The sequence below is a fragment of the Anaerosalibacter massiliensis genome (assembly GCF_024623155.1).
GTDB lineage: Bacteria > Bacillota > Clostridia > Tissierellales > Sporanaerobacteraceae > Anaerosalibacter > Anaerosalibacter massiliensis.
In genome coordinates this window covers 1-18,977 of sequence record NZ_JANJZL010000022.1, presented here as the reverse complement: position 1 = coordinate 18,977, position 18,977 = coordinate 1, and the positions used below count along the sequence as shown (strand labels likewise).

15 protein-coding genes and 1 pseudogene are annotated in these 18,977 nt (G+C 29.4%); 15 read left to right on the top strand and 1 reads right to left on the bottom strand.

Going from position 1 to position 18,977, the window contains the following annotated elements; translation table 11 throughout:
• The first annotated feature begins 178 nt into the window (after positions 1-178).
• The 10 genes from NSA23_RS16035 to xylB all read left to right on the top strand — a co-directional run bounded on the left by NSA23_RS16035 (position 179) and on the right by xylB (position 12,813).
• Positions 179-1,111: an ATP-grasp fold amidoligase family protein gene (locus NSA23_RS16035; RefSeq protein WP_257490774.1), complete on the top strand. Its 933-nt coding sequence runs from the start codon at positions 179-181 to the stop codon at positions 1,109-1,111.
• Positions 1,112-1,806: 695 nt separating this feature from the next.
• A complete protein-coding gene (locus NSA23_RS16030; protein ID WP_257490773.1) occupies positions 1,807-4,647 on the top strand; it encodes an SH3 domain-containing protein in 2,841 nt (946 codons plus the stop codon).
• A gap of 896 nt (positions 4,648-5,543) precedes the next feature.
• Positions 5,544-5,993, top strand: coding sequence for a PTS sugar transporter subunit IIA (locus NSA23_RS16025; protein ID WP_257490772.1), 450 nt, complete (start codon positions 5,544-5,546; stop codon positions 5,991-5,993).
• A 15-nt stretch (positions 5,994-6,008) separates the two neighbouring features.
• The gene (locus NSA23_RS16020; RefSeq protein WP_257490771.1) at positions 6,009-6,314 is read left to right on the top strand and encodes a PTS fructose transporter subunit IIB; all 306 of its coding nucleotides are present in this window, start codon (positions 6,009-6,011) and stop codon (positions 6,312-6,314) included.
• 31 nt (positions 6,315-6,345) lie between these two features.
• Positions 6,346-7,440 (top strand): PTS fructose transporter subunit IIC, encoded by a 1,095-nt coding sequence (locus NSA23_RS16015; RefSeq protein ID WP_257490770.1) that lies wholly within the window; start codon positions 6,346-6,348, stop codon positions 7,438-7,440.
• A 185-nt stretch (positions 7,441-7,625) separates the two neighbouring features.
• Positions 7,626-8,477 carry a MurR/RpiR family transcriptional regulator gene (locus NSA23_RS16010; protein ID WP_257490769.1) on the top strand — a complete coding sequence of 284 codons (852 nt, stop codon included), beginning with the start codon at positions 7,626-7,628 and terminating at the stop codon, positions 8,475-8,477.
• 258 nt (positions 8,478-8,735) lie between these two features.
• Positions 8,736-9,587 (top strand): class II fructose-bisphosphate aldolase, encoded by an 852-nt coding sequence (locus NSA23_RS16005; protein ID WP_257490768.1) that lies wholly within the window; start codon positions 8,736-8,738, stop codon positions 9,585-9,587.
• Between the two features lie 33 nt (positions 9,588-9,620).
• On the top strand, positions 9,621-10,160 hold the full coding sequence (locus NSA23_RS16000; protein ID WP_257490767.1) for a D-lyxose/D-mannose family sugar isomerase: 540 nt from the start codon (positions 9,621-9,623) through the stop codon (positions 10,158-10,160).
• 88 nt (positions 10,161-10,248) lie between these two features.
• Positions 10,249-11,310 carry an aldose 1-epimerase family protein gene (locus tag NSA23_RS15995; RefSeq protein WP_257490766.1) on the top strand — a complete coding sequence of 354 codons (1,062 nt, stop codon included), beginning with the start codon at positions 10,249-10,251 and terminating at the stop codon, positions 11,308-11,310.
• Between the two features lie 12 nt (positions 11,311-11,322).
• Positions 11,323-12,813 carry a xylulokinase gene (gene xylB / locus NSA23_RS15990; protein ID WP_257490765.1) on the top strand — a complete coding sequence of 497 codons (1,491 nt, stop codon included), beginning with the start codon at positions 11,323-11,325 and terminating at the stop codon, positions 12,811-12,813.
• Positions 12,814-13,014: 201 nt separating this feature from the next.
• Here xylB and NSA23_RS15985 read toward each other — a convergent pair whose 3' ends face one another.
• The gene (locus NSA23_RS15985) at positions 13,015-13,434 is read right to left on the bottom strand and encodes a helix-turn-helix domain-containing protein (RefSeq protein WP_257490764.1); all 420 of its coding nucleotides are present in this window, start codon (positions 13,432-13,434) and stop codon (positions 13,015-13,017) included.
• Positions 13,435-13,815: 381 nt separating this feature from the next.
• On the opposite strand from NSA23_RS15985, the gene NSA23_RS15980 reads away from it, so the two are divergent.
• The 5 genes and pseudogenes from NSA23_RS15980 to NSA23_RS15960 all read left to right on the top strand — a co-directional run.
• Positions 13,816-15,033 carry a DUF819 family protein gene (locus NSA23_RS15980; RefSeq protein ID WP_257490763.1) on the top strand — a complete coding sequence of 406 codons (1,218 nt, stop codon included), beginning with the start codon at positions 13,816-13,818 and terminating at the stop codon, positions 15,031-15,033.
• Positions 15,034-15,063: 30 nt separating this feature from the next.
• A complete protein-coding gene (locus tag NSA23_RS15975; protein WP_257490762.1) occupies positions 15,064-16,044 on the top strand; it encodes a dipeptidase in 981 nt (326 codons plus the stop codon).
• A gap of 124 nt (positions 16,045-16,168) precedes the next feature.
• The gene (locus NSA23_RS15970; protein ID WP_257490761.1) at positions 16,169-17,143 is read left to right on the top strand and encodes an Rpn family recombination-promoting nuclease/putative transposase; all 975 of its coding nucleotides are present in this window, start codon (positions 16,169-16,171) and stop codon (positions 17,141-17,143) included.
• Positions 17,144-17,394: 251 nt separating this feature from the next.
• Positions 17,395-18,450: a galactitol-1-phosphate 5-dehydrogenase gene (locus NSA23_RS15965; RefSeq protein ID WP_257490760.1), complete on the top strand. Its 1,056-nt coding sequence runs from the start codon at positions 17,395-17,397 to the stop codon at positions 18,448-18,450.
• A 163-nt stretch (positions 18,451-18,613) separates the two neighbouring features.
• Positions 18,614-18,977: pseudogene (locus NSA23_RS15960) on the top strand (transketolase); the annotation flags it as partial.

Genomic DNA, 18,977 nt, shown 5'->3' with positions numbered 1-18,977 from the left:
TGCTATACCTAAAATTAGACTAAGAAAAATATATTTAAATTTATGGAAACTTAGGTACTTCAGTTGTCAACTTGAACATAAAAAAAGAGGCGTTTCATAACTGATAAATCAGTTATGAAACAGCCCCCTAATTTATTTGAAGTTCTTAGTGATTTAATAATTAGAAAGGGGATAAGAAATGATTAATAAATTATTAAGATTAATTAAGAATCCGAAAAGAATTGTTTCTGCATTAGCTAGTCGAGGATTGCTTAATTGGTTATCAGATGAGACAGTTTTAAAAATGCAATTTAAAACTAAAATGGGAGAAAAATTGAACTTAGAGAATCCTAAAACTTTCAATGAGAAACTCCAATGGTTAAAATTATATGATAGAAATCCTGTGTATACTGAATTGGTAGATAAGTATGAAGTTCGAAAATATATATCTGAAACTATAGGAGATGAATATCTTATACCATTAATAGGGATATGGAATAAATTTGAGAAAATTGACTTTTCTAAATTACCAAATCAGTTTGTGTTGAAATGTACTCATGATTCTGGTGGGCTTATAATCTGTACTGATAAGAGCAAATTAGATATTGAAGCAGCAAGAAAGAAAATTAATAGGTGTTTAAAAAGAAACCATTATCATGCAGGGAGAGAATGGCCATATAAAAATGTAAAACCAAGGATTATATGTGAAAAATACATGGTAGATGAATCAGGTGGAGAAATTGAAGATTATAAGTTTATGTGTTTTAATGGTAAAGTAAAATGTATATTTGTTTGTTTGAATAGAAATTCTTCAGAGAGATTGAATATAGATATTTACGATACTAATTGGAACCTTATGCCATTTGAAAGGCCAAATTCTTCTAATAGCAGGACTATGATACCCAAGCCCAAAAATTTTGATAAGATGATTGAATTTGCAGAAAAGCTATCTGAAGATAAACCCTTTGTAAGAGTTGATTTTTATGAGATAAATGGTCAGTTATATTTTGGAGAAATTACTTTTTATCCTAGTGCAGGATTTGAGAAGTTTAAACCAGAGTCATATGATTATTTATTAGGTAATTGGCTAGGACTACCTATATCAGGAGTATCTATAAAAGTAACAAATTAAATTTTAAAGTTTATTAGAGTTACATTTAAAATATAGGTGTTAGAATTAGGTAATACCTAGTATAAGCATTGAAAAAAGAAGATGTACATTTGATTATAGTTATAGATCCTGATTATGATAGGGTAGAGTTGCAGTTAAAGACAATGTGGGAGATTATATAGTTCTTACAGGTAATCAAAAAATGGGGAGTCTTTAAGAAATATAATGAAGAAAAAGTTTTTGTAAGTTATTGGTGAGCAAAGGACTTGAAGTCTTAAAAAAGCTATATATTTTTTATGAATCAACTCAAATTAAGAGAACTTCACCGATTTTAACATGGAAGGGAATAAGAGTATTAAATTAAGCTGTCGCCAATTGTAAATAAATCTATTATGGTAGCTCTAATTGTCAAGTAATGTTGTGAAAAAGGTAAATATTTGTTATAATTTTATATAAACTTTATATAAACAATCAAGGATTATAGGAAATTAATTATACTAATGAAATTTTTAATTAAGATTTTATTAGCTTGTTCCACTTTAATTAATATATGGAGCTAAATATATAATATGTAGAAGTTTAGTAAAGTTGGACAAGCTATAAAATAATATAAAATATGTTGTATAGGAGGTGTGAAGGCAGTTATAAGTATCTATGTAATATGGTAAATATTACAGCTTTTTAGGGGAAGATGAATTTTAAAGGAGAAAGAGCTTATGAAAAGAAAATTATCATTGATTGTTTTATTGATTGTTATGATTATGGTTCCTACAGTAATAGTAGAAGCTTCAGACGGACTAGATAATTTGGACATAATAAGTATTGAAATCAATAAGAAGGAACTAGTGGAGGGCGATACGTTTAATTTGCAGGCCAATATATCTGGTGATACTTCTCAAGTTGATGAATTAGTATTTAAGTATAAATTAAAAAATACTAATGATACTAAAGAATTAAAACTAGGTTACAATAATGAGAAAAAATTGTGGGAATTGAACTTGCAGATTAATAAAGACTGGAAAGATGGAGTATGGGAACTATATGAAGTAGACTATTCCCTTATACAAGATACTAATTATCAAACATTAGAATGTCATGAATGTTATGCCGATGCAAATTTTACTGTGGTTAGATCTACTGATTCAAGTATAGACATAGAAAAAAAGCAAGCAGAAAAAGATCAGGTAGAAAAAAGTCAAGTAGAAAAGAGCCAAAATGTAGAATTGACTGCATCTACTATAAATGGAAGTTATGTAGAAAAAGTAGATTGGACTGTGGATAAGAAAAGCCCTCAAGATTTAGGAAGTTCAATAAAAATAACAGCTAACGCTGAGGGAGGCAAAGATGTAGTATATTTATTCCAGATAAAGAAAGATGGAGTATGGAAAACCCTTAGAAGTTATAGTGAAGACAATACTTATACATGGACACCAGACGAACCAGGCGAATATTTATTCTCAGTAATAGCAAGAGATAAACACACTTGGGAAAAGTCTGCATTTATGAACAAGAGATATACTATAAATGGAAACTATGTAAAAGAAGTAGATTGGACTGCAGATAAACAAAGTCCTCAGGATCTAGGAAGTTCAATAAAAATAACAGCAAACTCTAAAGGAAGTGACAATGCAGTATATCTATTCCAAATAAAAAAAGATGGAGTATGGAAAACCCTTAGAGGATATAGTGAAGACAATACTTATATTTGGACACCAGACGAACCAGGCGAATATTTATTTTCAGTAATAGCAAGAGATAAATATACATGGGACGAGTTTGTTTTTATGAACAAAAGATACACAATAAATGGAAATTATGTAGAAAAAGTAGATTGGACTGTGGATAAGAAAAGCCCTCAAGATTTAGGAAGTTCAATAAAAATAACAGCTAACGCTGAGGGAGGCAAAGATGTAGTATATTTATTCCAGATAAAGAAAGATGGAGTATGGAAAACCCTTAGAAGTTATAGTGAAGACAATACTTATACATGGACACCAGACGAACCAGGCGAATATTTATTCTCAGTAATAGCAAGAGATAAACACACTTGGGAAAAGTCTGCATTTATGAACAAGAGATATACTATAAATGGAAACTATGTAAAAGAAGTAGATTGGACTGCAGATAAACAAAGTCCTCAGGATCTAGGAAGTTCAATAAAAATAACAGCAAACTCTAAAGGAAGTGACAATGCAGTATATCTATTCCAAATAAAAAAGGATGGAGTATGGAAAACACTTAGAGGATATAGTGAAGACAACACTTATATTTGGACACCAGATGAACCAGGCGAATATTTATTTTCAGTAATAGCAAGAGATAAATATACATGGGACGAGTTTGTTTTTATGAACAAGAGATATACTATAAACACTATAAATACTATAGGTGGTAAAAACTCATATTATATAACTTATTATGATAAATCTTTTGAAGAAGCTTTAAAAATTCAAATGTCTAGAAACCCACAAACAGATTTATATGGTGGTGGGTGGAAGACTGCTAAACAGGAAGATGTAGCATATTATTTAAACCCTAAAAACTTTCTACAATTTACTCCAGTAGAGGGCACAAGTCAAAATGATATAGTAAAAGTAACAGCAAGTACTCTGAATGTAAGAAGCCAACCTACAGTCAATAGTAATATTTTAACTCAGGTATTTAATGGTTCAACATATAAAGTATTAGGAGAATCAAATGGTTGGTATAAGATTGAGGCAAATAATAAGATAGGATGGATTAGTGGTCAATATGTTATAGCAACAAGCGATATACAATATCTTAATACTATACAGGTAACAGCTACGGTACTGAATGTAAGAGAAAAACCTACTACAAATAGTTCTATAGTTTCTCAGGTAAAAGCAGGTAGTGCATATATTGTATTAGATAAATCAAATGGCTGGTACAAGATAAATGCAAATGGAAAAATAGGTTGGGTTTACGGTGAATATGTTAATTCAGTCAATGATTTTCCACGTGAAATGTATCAATTCTTGGTTTTATCAGGTACATCAGGTATTAGTATTAATGATTTAAATAATGCACTAAGAGGAAAAGGTATACTAGAAGGAAAAGGACAAGCTTTTATAGAGGCAGGGAAACAACATAATGTTAATGAGTTATATCTATTATCTCATGCATTTTTGGAAACTGGAAATGGAACATCAAAATTAGCCACAGGAATACTAGTAGACAAAGTAGATGGTAAGGCAGTTACACCAAGAGTAGTATATAATATGTTTGGAATTGGTGCAGCTGATAAAGATCCTTTAAGATTAGGTGCAGAGTATGCATATAAAGAAGGATGGTTTACACCAGAAGCAGCCATTATCGGAGGGGCAAAGTTTATATCTAAATCTTATATAAATAATCCTAATTATCAACAAGATACTTTATATAAGATGAGATGGAACCCTATAAGTCCAGGTTCTCATCAATATGCTACTGATATTGGTTGGGCACTTAAACAAACAAGAAATATAGATATTATGATGGAAATATGTGCTCAATCTAGTAGTGTTACTTTGAGATTTGATATACCCAAGTACAGATAGCTAGATAAAGAGTTAGGTATGTTAACATACATAACTGACCTTCAGGTTACGTTTTAATGTTTATGATAATAATACGTATATATATTTAAAAAAATTAACATTGAGAAAATATAGTCTATTTTAATATAAGTTCAATCCAAAAAAACTCCTTGTATGTCAACTTGACATACAAGGAGTTTTAATTTTGTGGAGAATTATTTTTTTCTTTAATTATTGCTTTTATTCTACCAATGATTATACTTTTTCTAGATCGCTTAATTGTTTAAAAAGTATAATAAGTTTTTCCAAATCCTTATATTTTGAATGCAATTTCTAGAGTTATTGAATTTACCCAATAAGATTCAATCAGTACTAACATTGAAATATTCATCAATAGCAATGTTTATGTTTGGTTTTTTTCTATTATTCTCATACCTACTTAGATTATTTTGTACCGTTTTTGAATTTTTTAGGGATATATAACTCCTATAAAGATTAGTGAGTAAATTTAACAATATAGTAGCCAATAATTAAGTTTAACTTAATTATTGGCTACTTTTATAATATTTACCTACCAAAAATTAATAATAACAAATTTCTAAAAATATTGACATATGAAAAGAAGATGGTATAATAAAGTTATAAAAAATATTTTCGTTAAAAAATAAAATAAGAAAAAATATTTTTAATGAAAACTTTCCAATTTCCAATGTGATTCTTAAACTTTATTAGATATAAGGTTTCACTAAAGAATTAAAAATACGCAATACTTAATAATTTTTAGTTCTTATAGGTTATTTAAATTAATTTGAAATCGATTTCAAAAAAATATATACAATATTAAGCTATATTTAGGGCAAAATTATTTAAGCAATACATAAAATTAAATTAAAAAATATAAGATTTGAGGTGTTTATATGGACTTAAGCAAGATATTGGATGATAAGATTATTTGTATTGACATGCCAGCAGAAAATAAGGATGAATCTATTACTCTGCTGTCAGAAAAGTTAAAAAATGCAGGTTATATTGATAATTTAGAATCTTTTAAAAAAGATATCTATTATAGGGAATCACTTGGAAAGACTGGTATAGGAAATTATATTGCAATCCCTCATGGAAAAAGTGATTCAGTTAAAAAAGTAGGTATTGCAATTGGGAAGTTAGAACATGAAATTGAATGGGAAACACTAGATGATAAGGGTGTAAAAATTATTTTTCTATTTGCTGTAGGTAGCAATAATGAAAGTGCTGAAAAGCATTTAATGCTATTAGCTGAGGTAGCTTCTAAACTTGGAGATGATGATGCAGTAAAGAAACTATTAGAGGCTAAATCAGTTGATGATATAAAAAATATATTTATTTAGATAGGAGTGGTAATTATGAAAATTGTAGGAGTTGCTGCTTGTGCAGCTGGAATTGCACATACTTATATTGCAAAAGAAAAATTAGTAAAAGCTGCAGAAAATGCAGGCCATAAAATACATGTTGAGACTCAAGGTATCATTGGTATTAAGGATGAACTAAAGGAAAAGGATATCAAAGATGCAGATGTTGTAATTATTGCAGCTGACATTAAGATAAATGGCATAGAAAGATTTAAAGATAAAAAGAGAGTTGAAGTTCCAACTGATACTGTAATTAAGTCACCAAATAAGTTTATTAAAAAAATAGAAAGTATTATTTAGGGATGAAAACAATAATGAGGGGGTTTTATTAATGAAGACTAGTGATTTAAAAAAGCATGCAATGACAGCGATTTCTTTTTTGATTCCAATTGTTGTAGCGGCAGGATTTTTACTTGTAATTGGTAATTTTGGGGAAGGTCAAAATATCACTGATTTCAGTAAGAGTTTTACTATTTTTGATGCCCTTTCTACTATGGGTATAATGGGTTTAACATTACTACCAATGATTGTATCTACAGGTATAGCTTATTCAATTGCAGATAAACCAGGAATTGCTCCTGGAATGATAGTTGGACTAGTAGCCAATGGTATTGGAGCAGGGTTTATTGGAGGATTTATTGGAGGATATATAGCAGGATATTTTACAAAATTATTAATTAAGCATATAAAGGTCCCTTCTTGGGCTGAAGGATTATTGCCAACTCTTATTATTCCACTATGTGCATCTCTTGTATCTGGATTAATAATGTTCTATATTATAGGAATACCAGTACGAGGTCTTACACAAGTATTGACTAATTATTTAAAAGGATTAGATAGCCAATCAAAATTCATTTATGGTATGGTCATAGGCGTTTTTGCATCAATTGATTATGGTGGAGCTATTAATAAAGTAGTATTTGCTTTTGCCTTAGGTTTATTCTATGAAGGAATCAAAGAACCTATTACAGTCTTAATTTTAGCCTCAATGGTTACTCCAATTGGTATGACAATGGCTTATTTCATTTCTAAAGCAGTTAAGAAAAATATATACTTAAAACCAGAAGTTGAAACATTAAAATCAGCTTTTCCAATGGGACTTTGTCAAATAACTGAAGGCTGCTTGCCAATTGTCATGAATGATATAATTAAATGCGTTATTTCAACAGGTATTGGTGGTGCCATAGGTGGAGGTTTCTGTATGTTATTTGGATGTAATGCAGGTATTCCAGCAGGAGGGCTATTTATATTACCTACTATGTCTATAGCTAAATCTGGATACTTTATATTAAGTTTAATTATAGGCTCTTTGGCTACAGCAATTGCACTAATAATCTTAAAAAAACCAGTTGATATAAATGCAAATATGGATGAATATGAAGCAGATGAAGTTGATCTTGATATGGATAGTATTAAAATTAATTAGTTATCAATTTTAGATAATTCCTAATATTTATTTTAAAAACAATTTATTAAATATTTTAGAATTGTTGACAGATGATTATAGGATGATATAATAAAGCTGTAAAAAATATTTTTGCCATACAATATGTTATAAGAAAAAAATCTACTTACCTAAAAATTAATTGGTAAGTTGTGGAGGAGGTCTAAATGGATAAAGGAATTAATAATGTTTTAAATGCCATACAGATAGCTTATGATTCGTTATTTGATGCTGAGAAGAAAGTTGCAGATTTTGTTTTGAAATTTCCAGAGGAAGTTATAAATATGGGAATTACAGAATTATCCGAGAAAAGTAATGTTAGTGATGCAACTACAGTAAGGTTTTGCAAGAAGTTAGGATTCAATGGATACCAACATTTTAAAATGACATTAGCTAAGAAATTTGTAAGTCCTGAAAATGTTATTACGCCAACTGTTGATTTAAATAATATAAAAGGTTCTATAGAAAGTATTATGAGCTATAAAATGGAGGAATTGAAATTAACATCTGAAAGTTTGGATGTTGATATGGTATCTAAATGTATAAATAAAATTCTAAACAGTAATCTTATTTATTTCTATGCAGCTGGAAATTCCATACCTATAGCTATGGATGCAGCATATAAATTTAATTTAATTGGAATAAGAAGTAATGTAGATATTATATCTGAAATGCAAATTTCATCTGCTTATTCTTTGACAGAAGATGATGTAGCTTTTGGAATATCAAATTCTGGCACATCAAAAACTGTATTAAAGGCATTTGAAATAGCAAAAGATAGGGGAGCTACTACAATATGTTTAACTAGTGGCAAAAAATCTCCTTTAGCAAATCTAGCTGATTACAAGTTGTTTACAGTAACTAATGAAGAATTATTTTTTAAAGAATTTAGTTATACTAGAGTACCAGCTTTATCAGTTATAGATATGTTATTTTTGCTAGTTTATAAAAGTACTGTAAACAATGCATATAAAGATATGAGCATTAGGGAAGAAGTTCTTTCAGATAATAAATATTAAAAAACAGTAACCTTCTTCAATATTATATATAACTATATAAAACAAAGGAGGTTACTGCCCACAGTCAAGAACAATTATATCAAAATATTTCATAAATTTGTATATAATTATTAGTTTATTTTATAAAATTAAATTCTTATGATAAATAAAGACTATAGAAAAAGCTAAGATAAATTTTGCTAATGTTTAAATATCAATAATTTTTACTTTTAACTAAAAACAGAATAATTTAGTTGAAAATTTGAGGAGGAAAATAAAATGGAATTAGTACCTATGAAAGATTTATTAGAAGAAGCTTATAGAGAAGGATATGCAGTACCCGCGTTAAATGGCTCCCATTTAGAATTTTACAAAGCTTTTATCGAAGTAGCAGCTGAATTAAAATCACCATTAATTATACAAGCTGCTTATGAAGAAGTTCAATATGTTAATCCTAAAAATATTGTAGAAATGGTCAAGAATTTTGGACAAGATAAAGATATAAAAGTAGCAATTCACCTAGATCATGGTCCATCTTTTAAAGCAGCAACAGAATGTATAAGAGGTGGATTTACATCAGTAATGTTTGATGGTTCTAGCCTTCCTTTTGAAGAAAATGTGGCTAATACTAAAAAAGTAGTTGATGTTGCACATGCTGTTGGAGTTACTGTTGAAGGTGAATTAGGTACCATAGGCCAGACAACTGAATTTGGTGAAAAAATAGATAATCCTCAACTAACAGATCCTAAACTAGCTAAAGAATTTGTTGAAAGGACCGGAATTGATTGTATTGCTCCAGCTTTTGGTACAGCTCATGGGCTATATGTAGGTGAACCAAAGCTTGATTTTGAATTATTAGATAATATATCTAAAATAGTTAATATTCCTATAGTAATGCACGGTGGCACTGGAGTTTCAGAAAAAGATGTTAAAAAGGCTATATCGTTAGGAGTAAGCAAGATAAATGTAAGTACAGCTTTAAGAAAAGCATTTATTGATGAAATGAAGAGATATATGAAAGAAAATCCTGATAATCTAATGACTATGGATATAATGGGTTCAGCAACAGAAGCATTAAAAGAGGAAGCAAGAAATGTAATTGAAAGGTTTGGTTCAGCTAATAGATTATAAAATTCTTGAGTTTTAACAGGAGGCTTAGTTGAAATGAAAAAAGAATTAGTTGATAGTATTAGGAAAAGAACTTATGAATATTTTAAAAAAGCTAATATAGCTTTAACAGAAGATGAAATAGAAAATATTGAGGTTGCAGATTTTGGATTAGATAATATAGAGAAAATTGGATTGCAATTAGTAACATATATAAATAATAATAGGTATTGTGCGAAAGAGATGGTTTTATTTCCAACTCAAACATGTCCAGAACATAGACATCCAGAAAGAGAAGATGGTTCTGAAGGCAAAATGGAAACATTTAGATGTAGATGGGGAAAGGTATACTTATATATAGAAGGTGAAAGAACAACTAATCCAAAAGCTAAACCACCAAAAGGATATGAAAGCTCTTATACAGCATTTCATGAAATAATACTTGAGCCAGGTGAACAGTTTACAATCCAACCGAATACTTGTCATTGGTTCCAAGCGGGAGAAGAAGGGGCTATAGTCTCAGAGTTTTCTTCTAATAGTGACGATGCATCTGATATATTTACTGATGAGAATATAAAAAGATTACCAGAATATTAATTTTCAAATAAACAAAGTGTCTCAAATAGTTGGGACACTTTATTTATAAAAGTATGTATTAAATAGTTTATGTGAAGGAGCTATTATCATGGTGAAAATATTAGGAAGAGATTATACAAAAATGGATTTTCAAAGGTATTTTGGTTCTTTTGATCATTTAATTGGATTTAAAAAGTATGAATATAATTCGTCAAGGGCTAAAGGTTTATCTGCTATAGAAGTAAAAACTGGTGGAGGATTAAGTTTTGAAGTTTTAGAAGACAGAGGAATGGATATAGGAGTTTGTAATTATAAAGGTATACCAATATCCTTTAGATCTGCTATTAAGGAATCCTGTCCTGAGTTTTTTGAACCTTTAGGAGATGAGTGGTTTAGAAATTATGGAGGTGGATTGTTAACTACATGTGGATTAAATTATTTAGGTGCTCCATGTGTAGATAATGGAGAAAAATTAGGATTGCACGGAAGAATAAGCAATACACCATCAGAAGAATTGTATACAAGAAAATACTGGGATAAAGATGAACTTATATTAGAGGTGAATGGTAGTATAAGAGAGGCAAAAGCATTAAACTATAATTTGGTATTAAATAGGCAGATAAAAGTTAAAGGGGGAGAGAATAGATTTTTTATAAAGGATAAAATAGTGAATGAAGGATTTAGAGATACCTGCAATATGATATTGTATCACTTCAATATAGGACATCCAGTTTTAGATTTAGATTCTAAATTGTATTTGAGAACAAAGGAAGTTGTTCCTAGAGATGAAATAGCTTCTAATAGATGGGATAAATATAATGAGTATCTAGCCCCAACTAAAGATTATCCTGATGTAGTTTATTATCATTCATTAGAATCTTCAAATGATGGTATTTGCAAGGTGGCATTTGTAAATCATAATATTGATATAGGAATTTATATAAAATATAATTCCAAAACATTGCCATATTTTACACAATGGAAATTCACAGGAGAGGGAAATTATGTTACAGGATTAGAACCAGGAAATTGTAGGGTTAATGGTAGGGATATAGAACGTAGAGAAAATAGATTAAAAATATTGAAACCATATGAGGAAGTAAACTATGAAATAGAGTTTGGAATTATAGATAGAAAAGAAAATATAGACAGATGTATTAAGGATATTTAAGGAGGTGTTTATATGGAGTACCTTATAGGAATAGATATAGGGACTAGTGGCGTAAAAGCAATAATAATTGACAATACAGGTAGGGTAATATCTTCAAGGATAGAATCATATGATATAAAAGTTATAAAAAAAGGTTGGATGGAACAAGATCCAGAAGAATGGTGGAATGGAACAAAAAAAGCAGTATCAGAAGTTATAAAGGAAGGCGCTATAAATAAGGATGAAATTAAGGCAATAAGCTTTACAGGACAAATGCATAGTTCAGTTTTTTTGGATGAAAACAATAGTGTATTAAGACCAGCTATATTATGGAATGATACTAGAACTTCTAAACAGTGTAAAGAAATATATGATACTGTTGGAGGATTGGATCAATTATTAAACTATGTTTCTAATTCAGCTTTAGAAGGATTTACTGCTCCTAAGATACTTTGGTTAAGGGAAAATGAGAAACAAAATTATGAAAAACTTGAGTGTGTACTATTGCCAAAGGATTATATTAGATATAAGTTTGCTGGAGATATTGGTACTGAAATGTCTGATGCAGCTGGCACATTGTTATATGATGTAAAAAATAAAAAGTGGAATAAAGAGTTAATTAAAAAGCTGAACTTAAAAGATAATATTTTTCCAAAAGTAGTGAAGTCTACGGATGTTGTAGGCAAAATAAATAAAGAAGTAGCTAAGGAGTTAGGTTTAAATGAGGAAACCTTAATTGTGGCAGGAGGTGCAGATAATGCATGTGCAGCTATAGGTAGTGGAATAGTAGAGAATTCTAAGGCTGCCCTCAGTATAGGAACATCAGGTACTATAGTGGCCTATACGGACAAGAATGACATAAAGACAAAGGGAAATTTACATTTTTTCAACCATGCATGTAATAGCTCTTGGTATATCATGACTGTAATGCTATCTGCTGGAATGTGCTTTAAATGGCTTAAGAAAAATATACTAAAAACTGATAAATCATATGATGAATTAACTAATATGGCATCAGAGGCATTGCCTGGAAGTAATGGAGTTATATTTGTACCATATCTTTTTGGAGAAAGAAGTCCACATCCAGATCCAAATGCCAAATCAATGTTTTATGGACTTTCATCAAATACAACTGATAAGGATCTGATAAGAAGTGTTTTAGAAGGTGTATCTTTAGGATTTAAAGATTGTTTGGTTAGTATAGAAAATAGTGTTGATATAGAAGAAATTAGGATAACAGGTGGAGGAGCTAATAGTCAATTGTGGACAAGTATAATGGCAGATGTATTGAATAGGGAAATAAGCTTGATAAATATACAGGAAGGGCCTGCTTTTGGAGCAGCAATAATTGCTGGAGTAGGTTCTGGAGTTTTTAAAAATTTTAAATCAATTCTTGATAAATCAGTAAAAGTAATAAAAACAGTAAAACCAAATAAAGAGAACGCTAAATTATATGAAAAATATTATAAAATATATACTTTGTTATATGATAATTTAAAAGAGTGCAGTAACTTATTAAGTTAAACTTGGTGTTAAATATCAATTGTCAAAGGGTTAGATAAAATAGTTAGGCTACCTGTGGAGGTGGCCTTATTTTATATTTTTTTAAAAGATATACTAAAGATTACATTCAAAAATGAAAGCAGGTTATGAAGTGTAAAAATGATTAAAAATGGACATTTTTATCGAATATATTTTTATCATTGTAAAAAGAAACTAGAAAATTTATTTTCCTAGTTTCTTTTCTAATTTAAATATCTCTATGGCAGCTTCTAAGCCATATTTTAAAATCTTGTCAAAAACAATTGGTGGAATAGATTCACCTTCAACTATTATATTTTCTTCTAATAATCTTTTTAATATTTCATTTTCAAATATTCTATATAAATTATTTTTTGCATATTCTGTATCATGGGTTTCTTTGCAATATATATTTCCATTCTTATTATCTGTTCTGCAAAGAAGATAATCAATTGATACTTCAAAAGTATCTGCTATTTCTTTTAATAAATTTTTATCTGGAAACCTTTCATTAGTTTCATATCTTCCAACAGTTGCCCTAGAAACATTTAATTTTTTTGATAAATCTTCTTGTGTCATATTATTTTCCAATCTCAGTTTTCTCAACCTATTACCAAAAGACATTTTCTCCACCCTTACCCTTTAAATTTTTAAATCTTAATGTTTTTAAACTATCTATAAATAAAACATAGCACTTCTTATGTTCTTATATAAGAGTATGTACCAAAAAGACGAAAAAACCTTGACATGCGACATAAAGGTGCTATAATATTAAATAAATCCACTTTGGTACATTCAATAACTAACTCTATTTATATTACAAGCAAAAGGGTAAAACATTATTTAAAAACATAAAAAAGAGGTGATATGAATATAAAAAAATAGGCTTTTAATGATATGTAGGCAAAAATTCCTAAAAATATTTTAATATGTTTCATATCAAATTTTATTTGTGAAGTTTAATATTTTGTATAACTAAAATAATTTAAATAGGGAGGTTTAAACATGGAAAGTTTAATAAAACCAGATCAGACTTGGCTTTTGTGGTCATTTTTAATTGGTTGGGCAGCTGTAAGTATTCATTTAGAACAAAAATATAAATGGGCATCCAAAGTTACTAGTTCAGTTATTGCTCTTTTAGGGTCTTTGGTACTATCTAATCTACATATTATCCCTACAGAATCCCCAGTATATGACAAAGTATGGACTTATATGATACCTTTGGCTATCCCAATGCTTCTTTATGAATGCAATATAAAGAAGATATGGAGAGAAAGTGGCAGATTGTTATTAACTTTTATTATAGGTGCAGTTGGAACTCTTGTAGGTGCATTTGTAGGATACTTTGCATTACGAAATCATATTCCTAATTTAGGTTATGTGGCAACTATTATGACAGGATCTTATATAGGTGGGGGAGTTAATTTTGTAGCCTTATCTGATGCTTTCAATACACCTAGTGAGATAATAGCTGCAACAACTATTGCAGACAATGTATTGATGGCATTGTACTTCTTTGTTCTATTGTCAATTCCATCAATGGATTTTTTCAGAAAACACTACTCTCATCCACTAATTGATGAAGTTGAATCCAAATCTAAAGCTACTACAGCTGGGACAATGGAAGAACATAAAGGTACAGATAATATGAAAAAAGCTGAAGTTACAGTTAAGGACATTGCTTTTGCCTTCGCTAGTTCAGTTATCATTGTAACTATATCTATAGGAATTTCAGACTTCTTTTCAAGAATCATCCCAACAAGCAATCATTTCTTTGGCATACTAAATTCATTACTGGGAAATATGTATCTAATATTAACTACATTAACTATGCTACTTGCAACTTACAAAGCAAAATTTTTCTCTTCTATAAAAGGAGCACAAGAAATAGGAATGTTCTTGATGATTGTATTTATGGTAGTAATAGGTACTCCAGCATCCATACCAACTATTATTAAAACAGCACCATTACTTCTAGTATTCTGTGCAATTATGGTTGCTATAAATATGTTGATAATATTTATAGGAGCTAAAATATTTAACTTTAATTTAGAGGAGGCAATTATTGCTTCAAATGCTAATGTAGGAGGACCTGCAACAGCACCTGCTATGGCAATATCTAAAGGTTGGACGTCATTAGTAGGTCCATCGATTTTAGTGGCAGTATGTGGATATGTTATCGGAAACTATTTTGGCATAATTGTTGGAAATATTCTGATTTAATGGATTTATGGCATTTTAGGGGGAAGTACTATGATCATATTCAATGGGCACTCAGATATATTAACAGATATTAATTTAAGAAGACTTAATGGTGAAAGGGATGTTTTTAGAAAATATCATTATGAAAATTTTTTAAAATCAAATGTTAAATCAGCTATATGGGTTATTTGGGTTGATCCAGAACATTCACAAAACCCGAAAAATAGGACAAGCCAAATTATAAATTCTATGAAAGAAGAATTTGACGAAGCCGCAGATATAATAAATGTTGTTAAAAGATATGGGGATTTTAAAAAGGGATTTGAAGAGGATAAGATTAATATATTAATAGGAATGGAAGGGTTAACTACTATTGAAGACAATGTGAATTTAATAGAGACATATTATAATGATATAGGCTTAAGACATGCTTCTCTTACATGGAATAAAAGAAATATGTTAGCTTCTGGAGTGGGTGATGATACTAACGGAGTTACTTCTCTAGGGATAAAGGCTATTGAAAAAATAGAAGAATTAGGTATTTTACTAGATGTATCCCATTTAAACGAAAAGTCTTTTTGGGATATAGTCAGTATAGTTTCAGGACCTATTATTGCTTCTCATTCAAATGCTAGGTATTTTGCAAATGTTAAAAGGAATCTCAATGATGAACAGTTGTTAGCAATTGCTAACAGTGGAGGATTAGTTGGAGTAAATTCAGTTAGTGTATTTGTAAACGATGATAGGAATAAACAGAAGATAGATGATTTAATAGACCAAATTGATTATATAAAAAGATTAATAGGTATAGAACATATTGGATTTGGGTTTGATTTTTGCGATTTTCTGCCTCCATCCTATGTAGGAGAGCCAGATCCTATAACCAATTCTATAACTGTAAAAGGACTATCATCAGAAGCTGATATTAAGAACTTAATTAACAGGATGAGAGAAAGAGGTTACAGAGAAGAAGAAATAGAATTAATAGCCTATAAAAATTATGATAATTTGCTTGAGAAGGTTTTGAAATAGACAAAAATCTACCATTTTCTATTGATAGGTTTTTTAGTTAATTTTAATTTTAGAATAGTTATATCAAGACTATTCTGAAATATTGAAATATGGTATAATACTATTAAAAGTAGGTGAATGGAATATGAAAGAAGTATCCAATCCTCATGATAAATTTTTCAAGGAGGTTTTTGGTAAAGTAGAAGTAACAAAGGATTTCATAGAAAATTATCTACCAAAAAATATTCTAAGAGTAATAGATACAAGTACTTTAGAACCTCAAAAAGATGGCTTTATAACAGAAGATTTAGAAGAAATGTTTTCAGACATGCTTTTCAAGGTAAATATAAATAACAAAGAAGGATATATCTACTTATTATTCGAGCATAAAAGCTATAAATCAAAAAATATATCTTTTCAATTATTAAAATATATGATAGAAATATGGGAAGCTAAGATAAATAAAGGGAATATATATGAATTGCCAGTAATAATACCATTAGTAATATATCATGGAAAAGGTAGATGGAATCTAAATACTAGTCTGGGAGAATTGATAACAGGATATGAAAATCTGCCAGAAGACATAAAAAAGTATATTCCAAACTATGAATATTTAATATATGATTTATCCCAATATACAGATGAAGAAATAAAAGGAGAAGCACAACTTAGAATAATATTAACCATATTTAGAGATATCTTTGTAAAAGATAATAAAGGTATTCAAAAATCAGTAGAAACAGCCGTAAAATATTTACAAGAATTAGAGGATAAACAAACAGGAATAGAATATTTCGAAACATTTATTAAATATCTAATGAGTGCAAGACCTAGTTTAACAGAAGATGATATAGAAGATATGAGGGAAAATGTAGAGAAAATCTATCCTGAAGGGAGTGAAGTGATAATGACAATAATAGAAAGATATATGGAAAAAGGAAGACAAGAAGGAAGACAAGAAGGGAAACAAGAGGGAATACAAGAAGGAAGGCAGGAAGAGAAAATAGAAGTAGCTAAAAAATTAATTAAAATGGGCTTAACAATAGATAAAGTAATAGATGCAACAGGATTAAAGAAAGAAGAAATAGAGGAAATAAGAAAGAAAATGCTTAATTAATCCTAGAAATTAACTAATGAAACCTAAAATTAATTTTTTAGGTAATAATTGAATAATAAATTAATTTTTCAGGACTATCTATTTATTAAGATAGTCCTATTTTTTTATATAGAATTCTTCAATTCTTTTGTAGCATTTTCAACTGTTTATTACTATTTGAACGTGTTACAGTAAAATTATTAGATAAGAAAATATATTTATCCTACTTGTATATTATGCTAAATGTTAATTATAAAGGGAGGAAATCTATAATGAAAGCTGCTAGATTTTATGGTATTAGAGATATAAGAATTGAAGATGTATCTATTCCTGAAATTGAATTAGATGATGATGTTATAGTAAAAGTAAAAGTTGCTGGTATTTGTGGTTCTGATATATCAAAATATAGTAAAACAGGTCCTCATGCTCCTGGAGAAATATTTGGGCATGAATTCTCTGGAGAAGTAGTAGAAGTGGGAGCAAATGTAAAGAATGTAAAACCTGGAGATTCTGTAGCTGTAAGTCCGTCCTTGCCATGTTTTAAATGTGAACAGTGTAAACAAGGTCTGTTTTCTAGATGTGAAGATTTAAAGATTATAGGAAATGGAGATGCAGGTGGATGTTTCGCTGAATATGTGAAAATAAGCAGTAGAAATTTGATAAAATTGCCTGAAGGTATAAGTTATGAGACTGCTGCTGGGATTGAACCAGCTTGTATAGCTGCACATGGAATGTATAGGGCTAATATCGAAGTCGGAGATACTGTTGCTGTTTTGGGGACAGGTCCTATAGGCTTATTATCTATTCAGTGGGCTAAAATATTTGGAGCAACTAAAATCATAGCTATAGATATATTTGATGAAAAATTAAAGATTGCTAAAGAACTTGGTGCTGACATATGTATAAATGGAAAGAAAGATGATGTTATAGAAAAGGTTAAAGAGTTTACAAATTTCAAAGGAGTAGATGTAGCAGTAGAATCTGCTGGAACTCCAATAACCTGTGCTCAGGCACTGTCATTGCCTAAAAAAGGAGGAACTGTTTTGTATGCAGGTATACCTTATGGTGATGTAGAAATGCCAAGGGTACACTTTGAAAAAATTCTTAGAAATGAACTAACTGTAAAAGGAACATGGGTAGGGTATTCTTATCCTTTTCCAGGAAGAGAGTGGACAAGTACTATACATTATATGAAGAAAGAGGAACTTAAGATATCACCACTTGTAACCCATCGTATAAAACTAGATGAACTTCCTGAGATGTTTGAAAAGATATATAAACGAGATATATTTTTTGAAAAAATCATGGTAGTGGTTGACAATAATTAAAAATTCATATGCTTTAAGTATTTTAATATATTAATTTGTCATCGATCTTTAAGAGATTTGTATTCCTAAGGGTTGGTGACAAATTCTTTTAGAAAGAGTATATATAAGTTATAATTTTAAAAGGAGTTTTATATTAAAGTTTATTAATTATAGGAGGGATATTTTGAATAATTACAAAAAATATAGTGATATAGCAAATACACTAAGGATAGATATAATAAAAATGCTTGAAAAATCAAAAACAGGACATCCTGGAGGTTCTCTTTCAGCATGTGAAATATTAACTGCCCTTTATTTTAAAGAAATGAACATTGATCCTAAAAATCCTAAAAAGGATGACAGAGATAGATTTGTTTTATCAAAGGGACATGGAGCACCAGTACTTTATGCTGCATTAGCAGAGAAAGGATATTTTCCAAAAGAAGAATTAAGCAGCCTTAGAAAAATAGATTCCATGCTACAAGGTCATCCAGATATGAAAGGAACTCCAGGTGTAGATATGACTACAGGTTCATTAGGTCAAGGAC

Coding starts and splice junctions, on each gene's coding strand:
- NSA23_RS16035 (WP_257490774.1), top strand. CDS start 179: ATGATTAATAAATTATTAAGATTAATTAAGAATCCGAAAAGAATTGTT.
- NSA23_RS16030 (WP_257490773.1), top strand. CDS start 1,807: ATGAAAAGAAAATTATCATTGATTGTTTTATTGATTGTTATGATTATG.
- NSA23_RS16025 (WP_257490772.1), top strand. CDS start 5,544: ATGGACTTAAGCAAGATATTGGATGATAAGATTATTTGTATTGACATG.
- NSA23_RS16020 (WP_257490771.1), top strand. CDS start 6,009: ATGAAAATTGTAGGAGTTGCTGCTTGTGCAGCTGGAATTGCACATACT.
- NSA23_RS16015 (WP_257490770.1), top strand. CDS start 6,346: ATGAAGACTAGTGATTTAAAAAAGCATGCAATGACAGCGATTTCTTTT.
- NSA23_RS16010 (WP_257490769.1), top strand. CDS start 7,626: ATGGATAAAGGAATTAATAATGTTTTAAATGCCATACAGATAGCTTAT.
- NSA23_RS16005 (WP_257490768.1), top strand. CDS start 8,736: ATGGAATTAGTACCTATGAAAGATTTATTAGAAGAAGCTTATAGAGAA.
- NSA23_RS16000 (WP_257490767.1), top strand. CDS start 9,621: ATGAAAAAAGAATTAGTTGATAGTATTAGGAAAAGAACTTATGAATAT.
- NSA23_RS15995 (WP_257490766.1), top strand. CDS start 10,249: ATGGTGAAAATATTAGGAAGAGATTATACAAAAATGGATTTTCAAAGG.
- xylB (WP_257490765.1), top strand. CDS start 11,323: ATGGAGTACCTTATAGGAATAGATATAGGGACTAGTGGCGTAAAAGCA.
- NSA23_RS15985 (WP_257490764.1), bottom strand. CDS start 13,434: ATGTCTTTTGGTAATAGGTTGAGAAAACTGAGATTGGAAAATAATATG.
- NSA23_RS15980 (WP_257490763.1), top strand. CDS start 13,816: ATGGAAAGTTTAATAAAACCAGATCAGACTTGGCTTTTGTGGTCATTT.
- NSA23_RS15975 (WP_257490762.1), top strand. CDS start 15,064: ATGATCATATTCAATGGGCACTCAGATATATTAACAGATATTAATTTA.
- NSA23_RS15970 (WP_257490761.1), top strand. CDS start 16,169: ATGAAAGAAGTATCCAATCCTCATGATAAATTTTTCAAGGAGGTTTTT.
- NSA23_RS15965 (WP_257490760.1), top strand. CDS start 17,395: ATGAAAGCTGCTAGATTTTATGGTATTAGAGATATAAGAATTGAAGAT.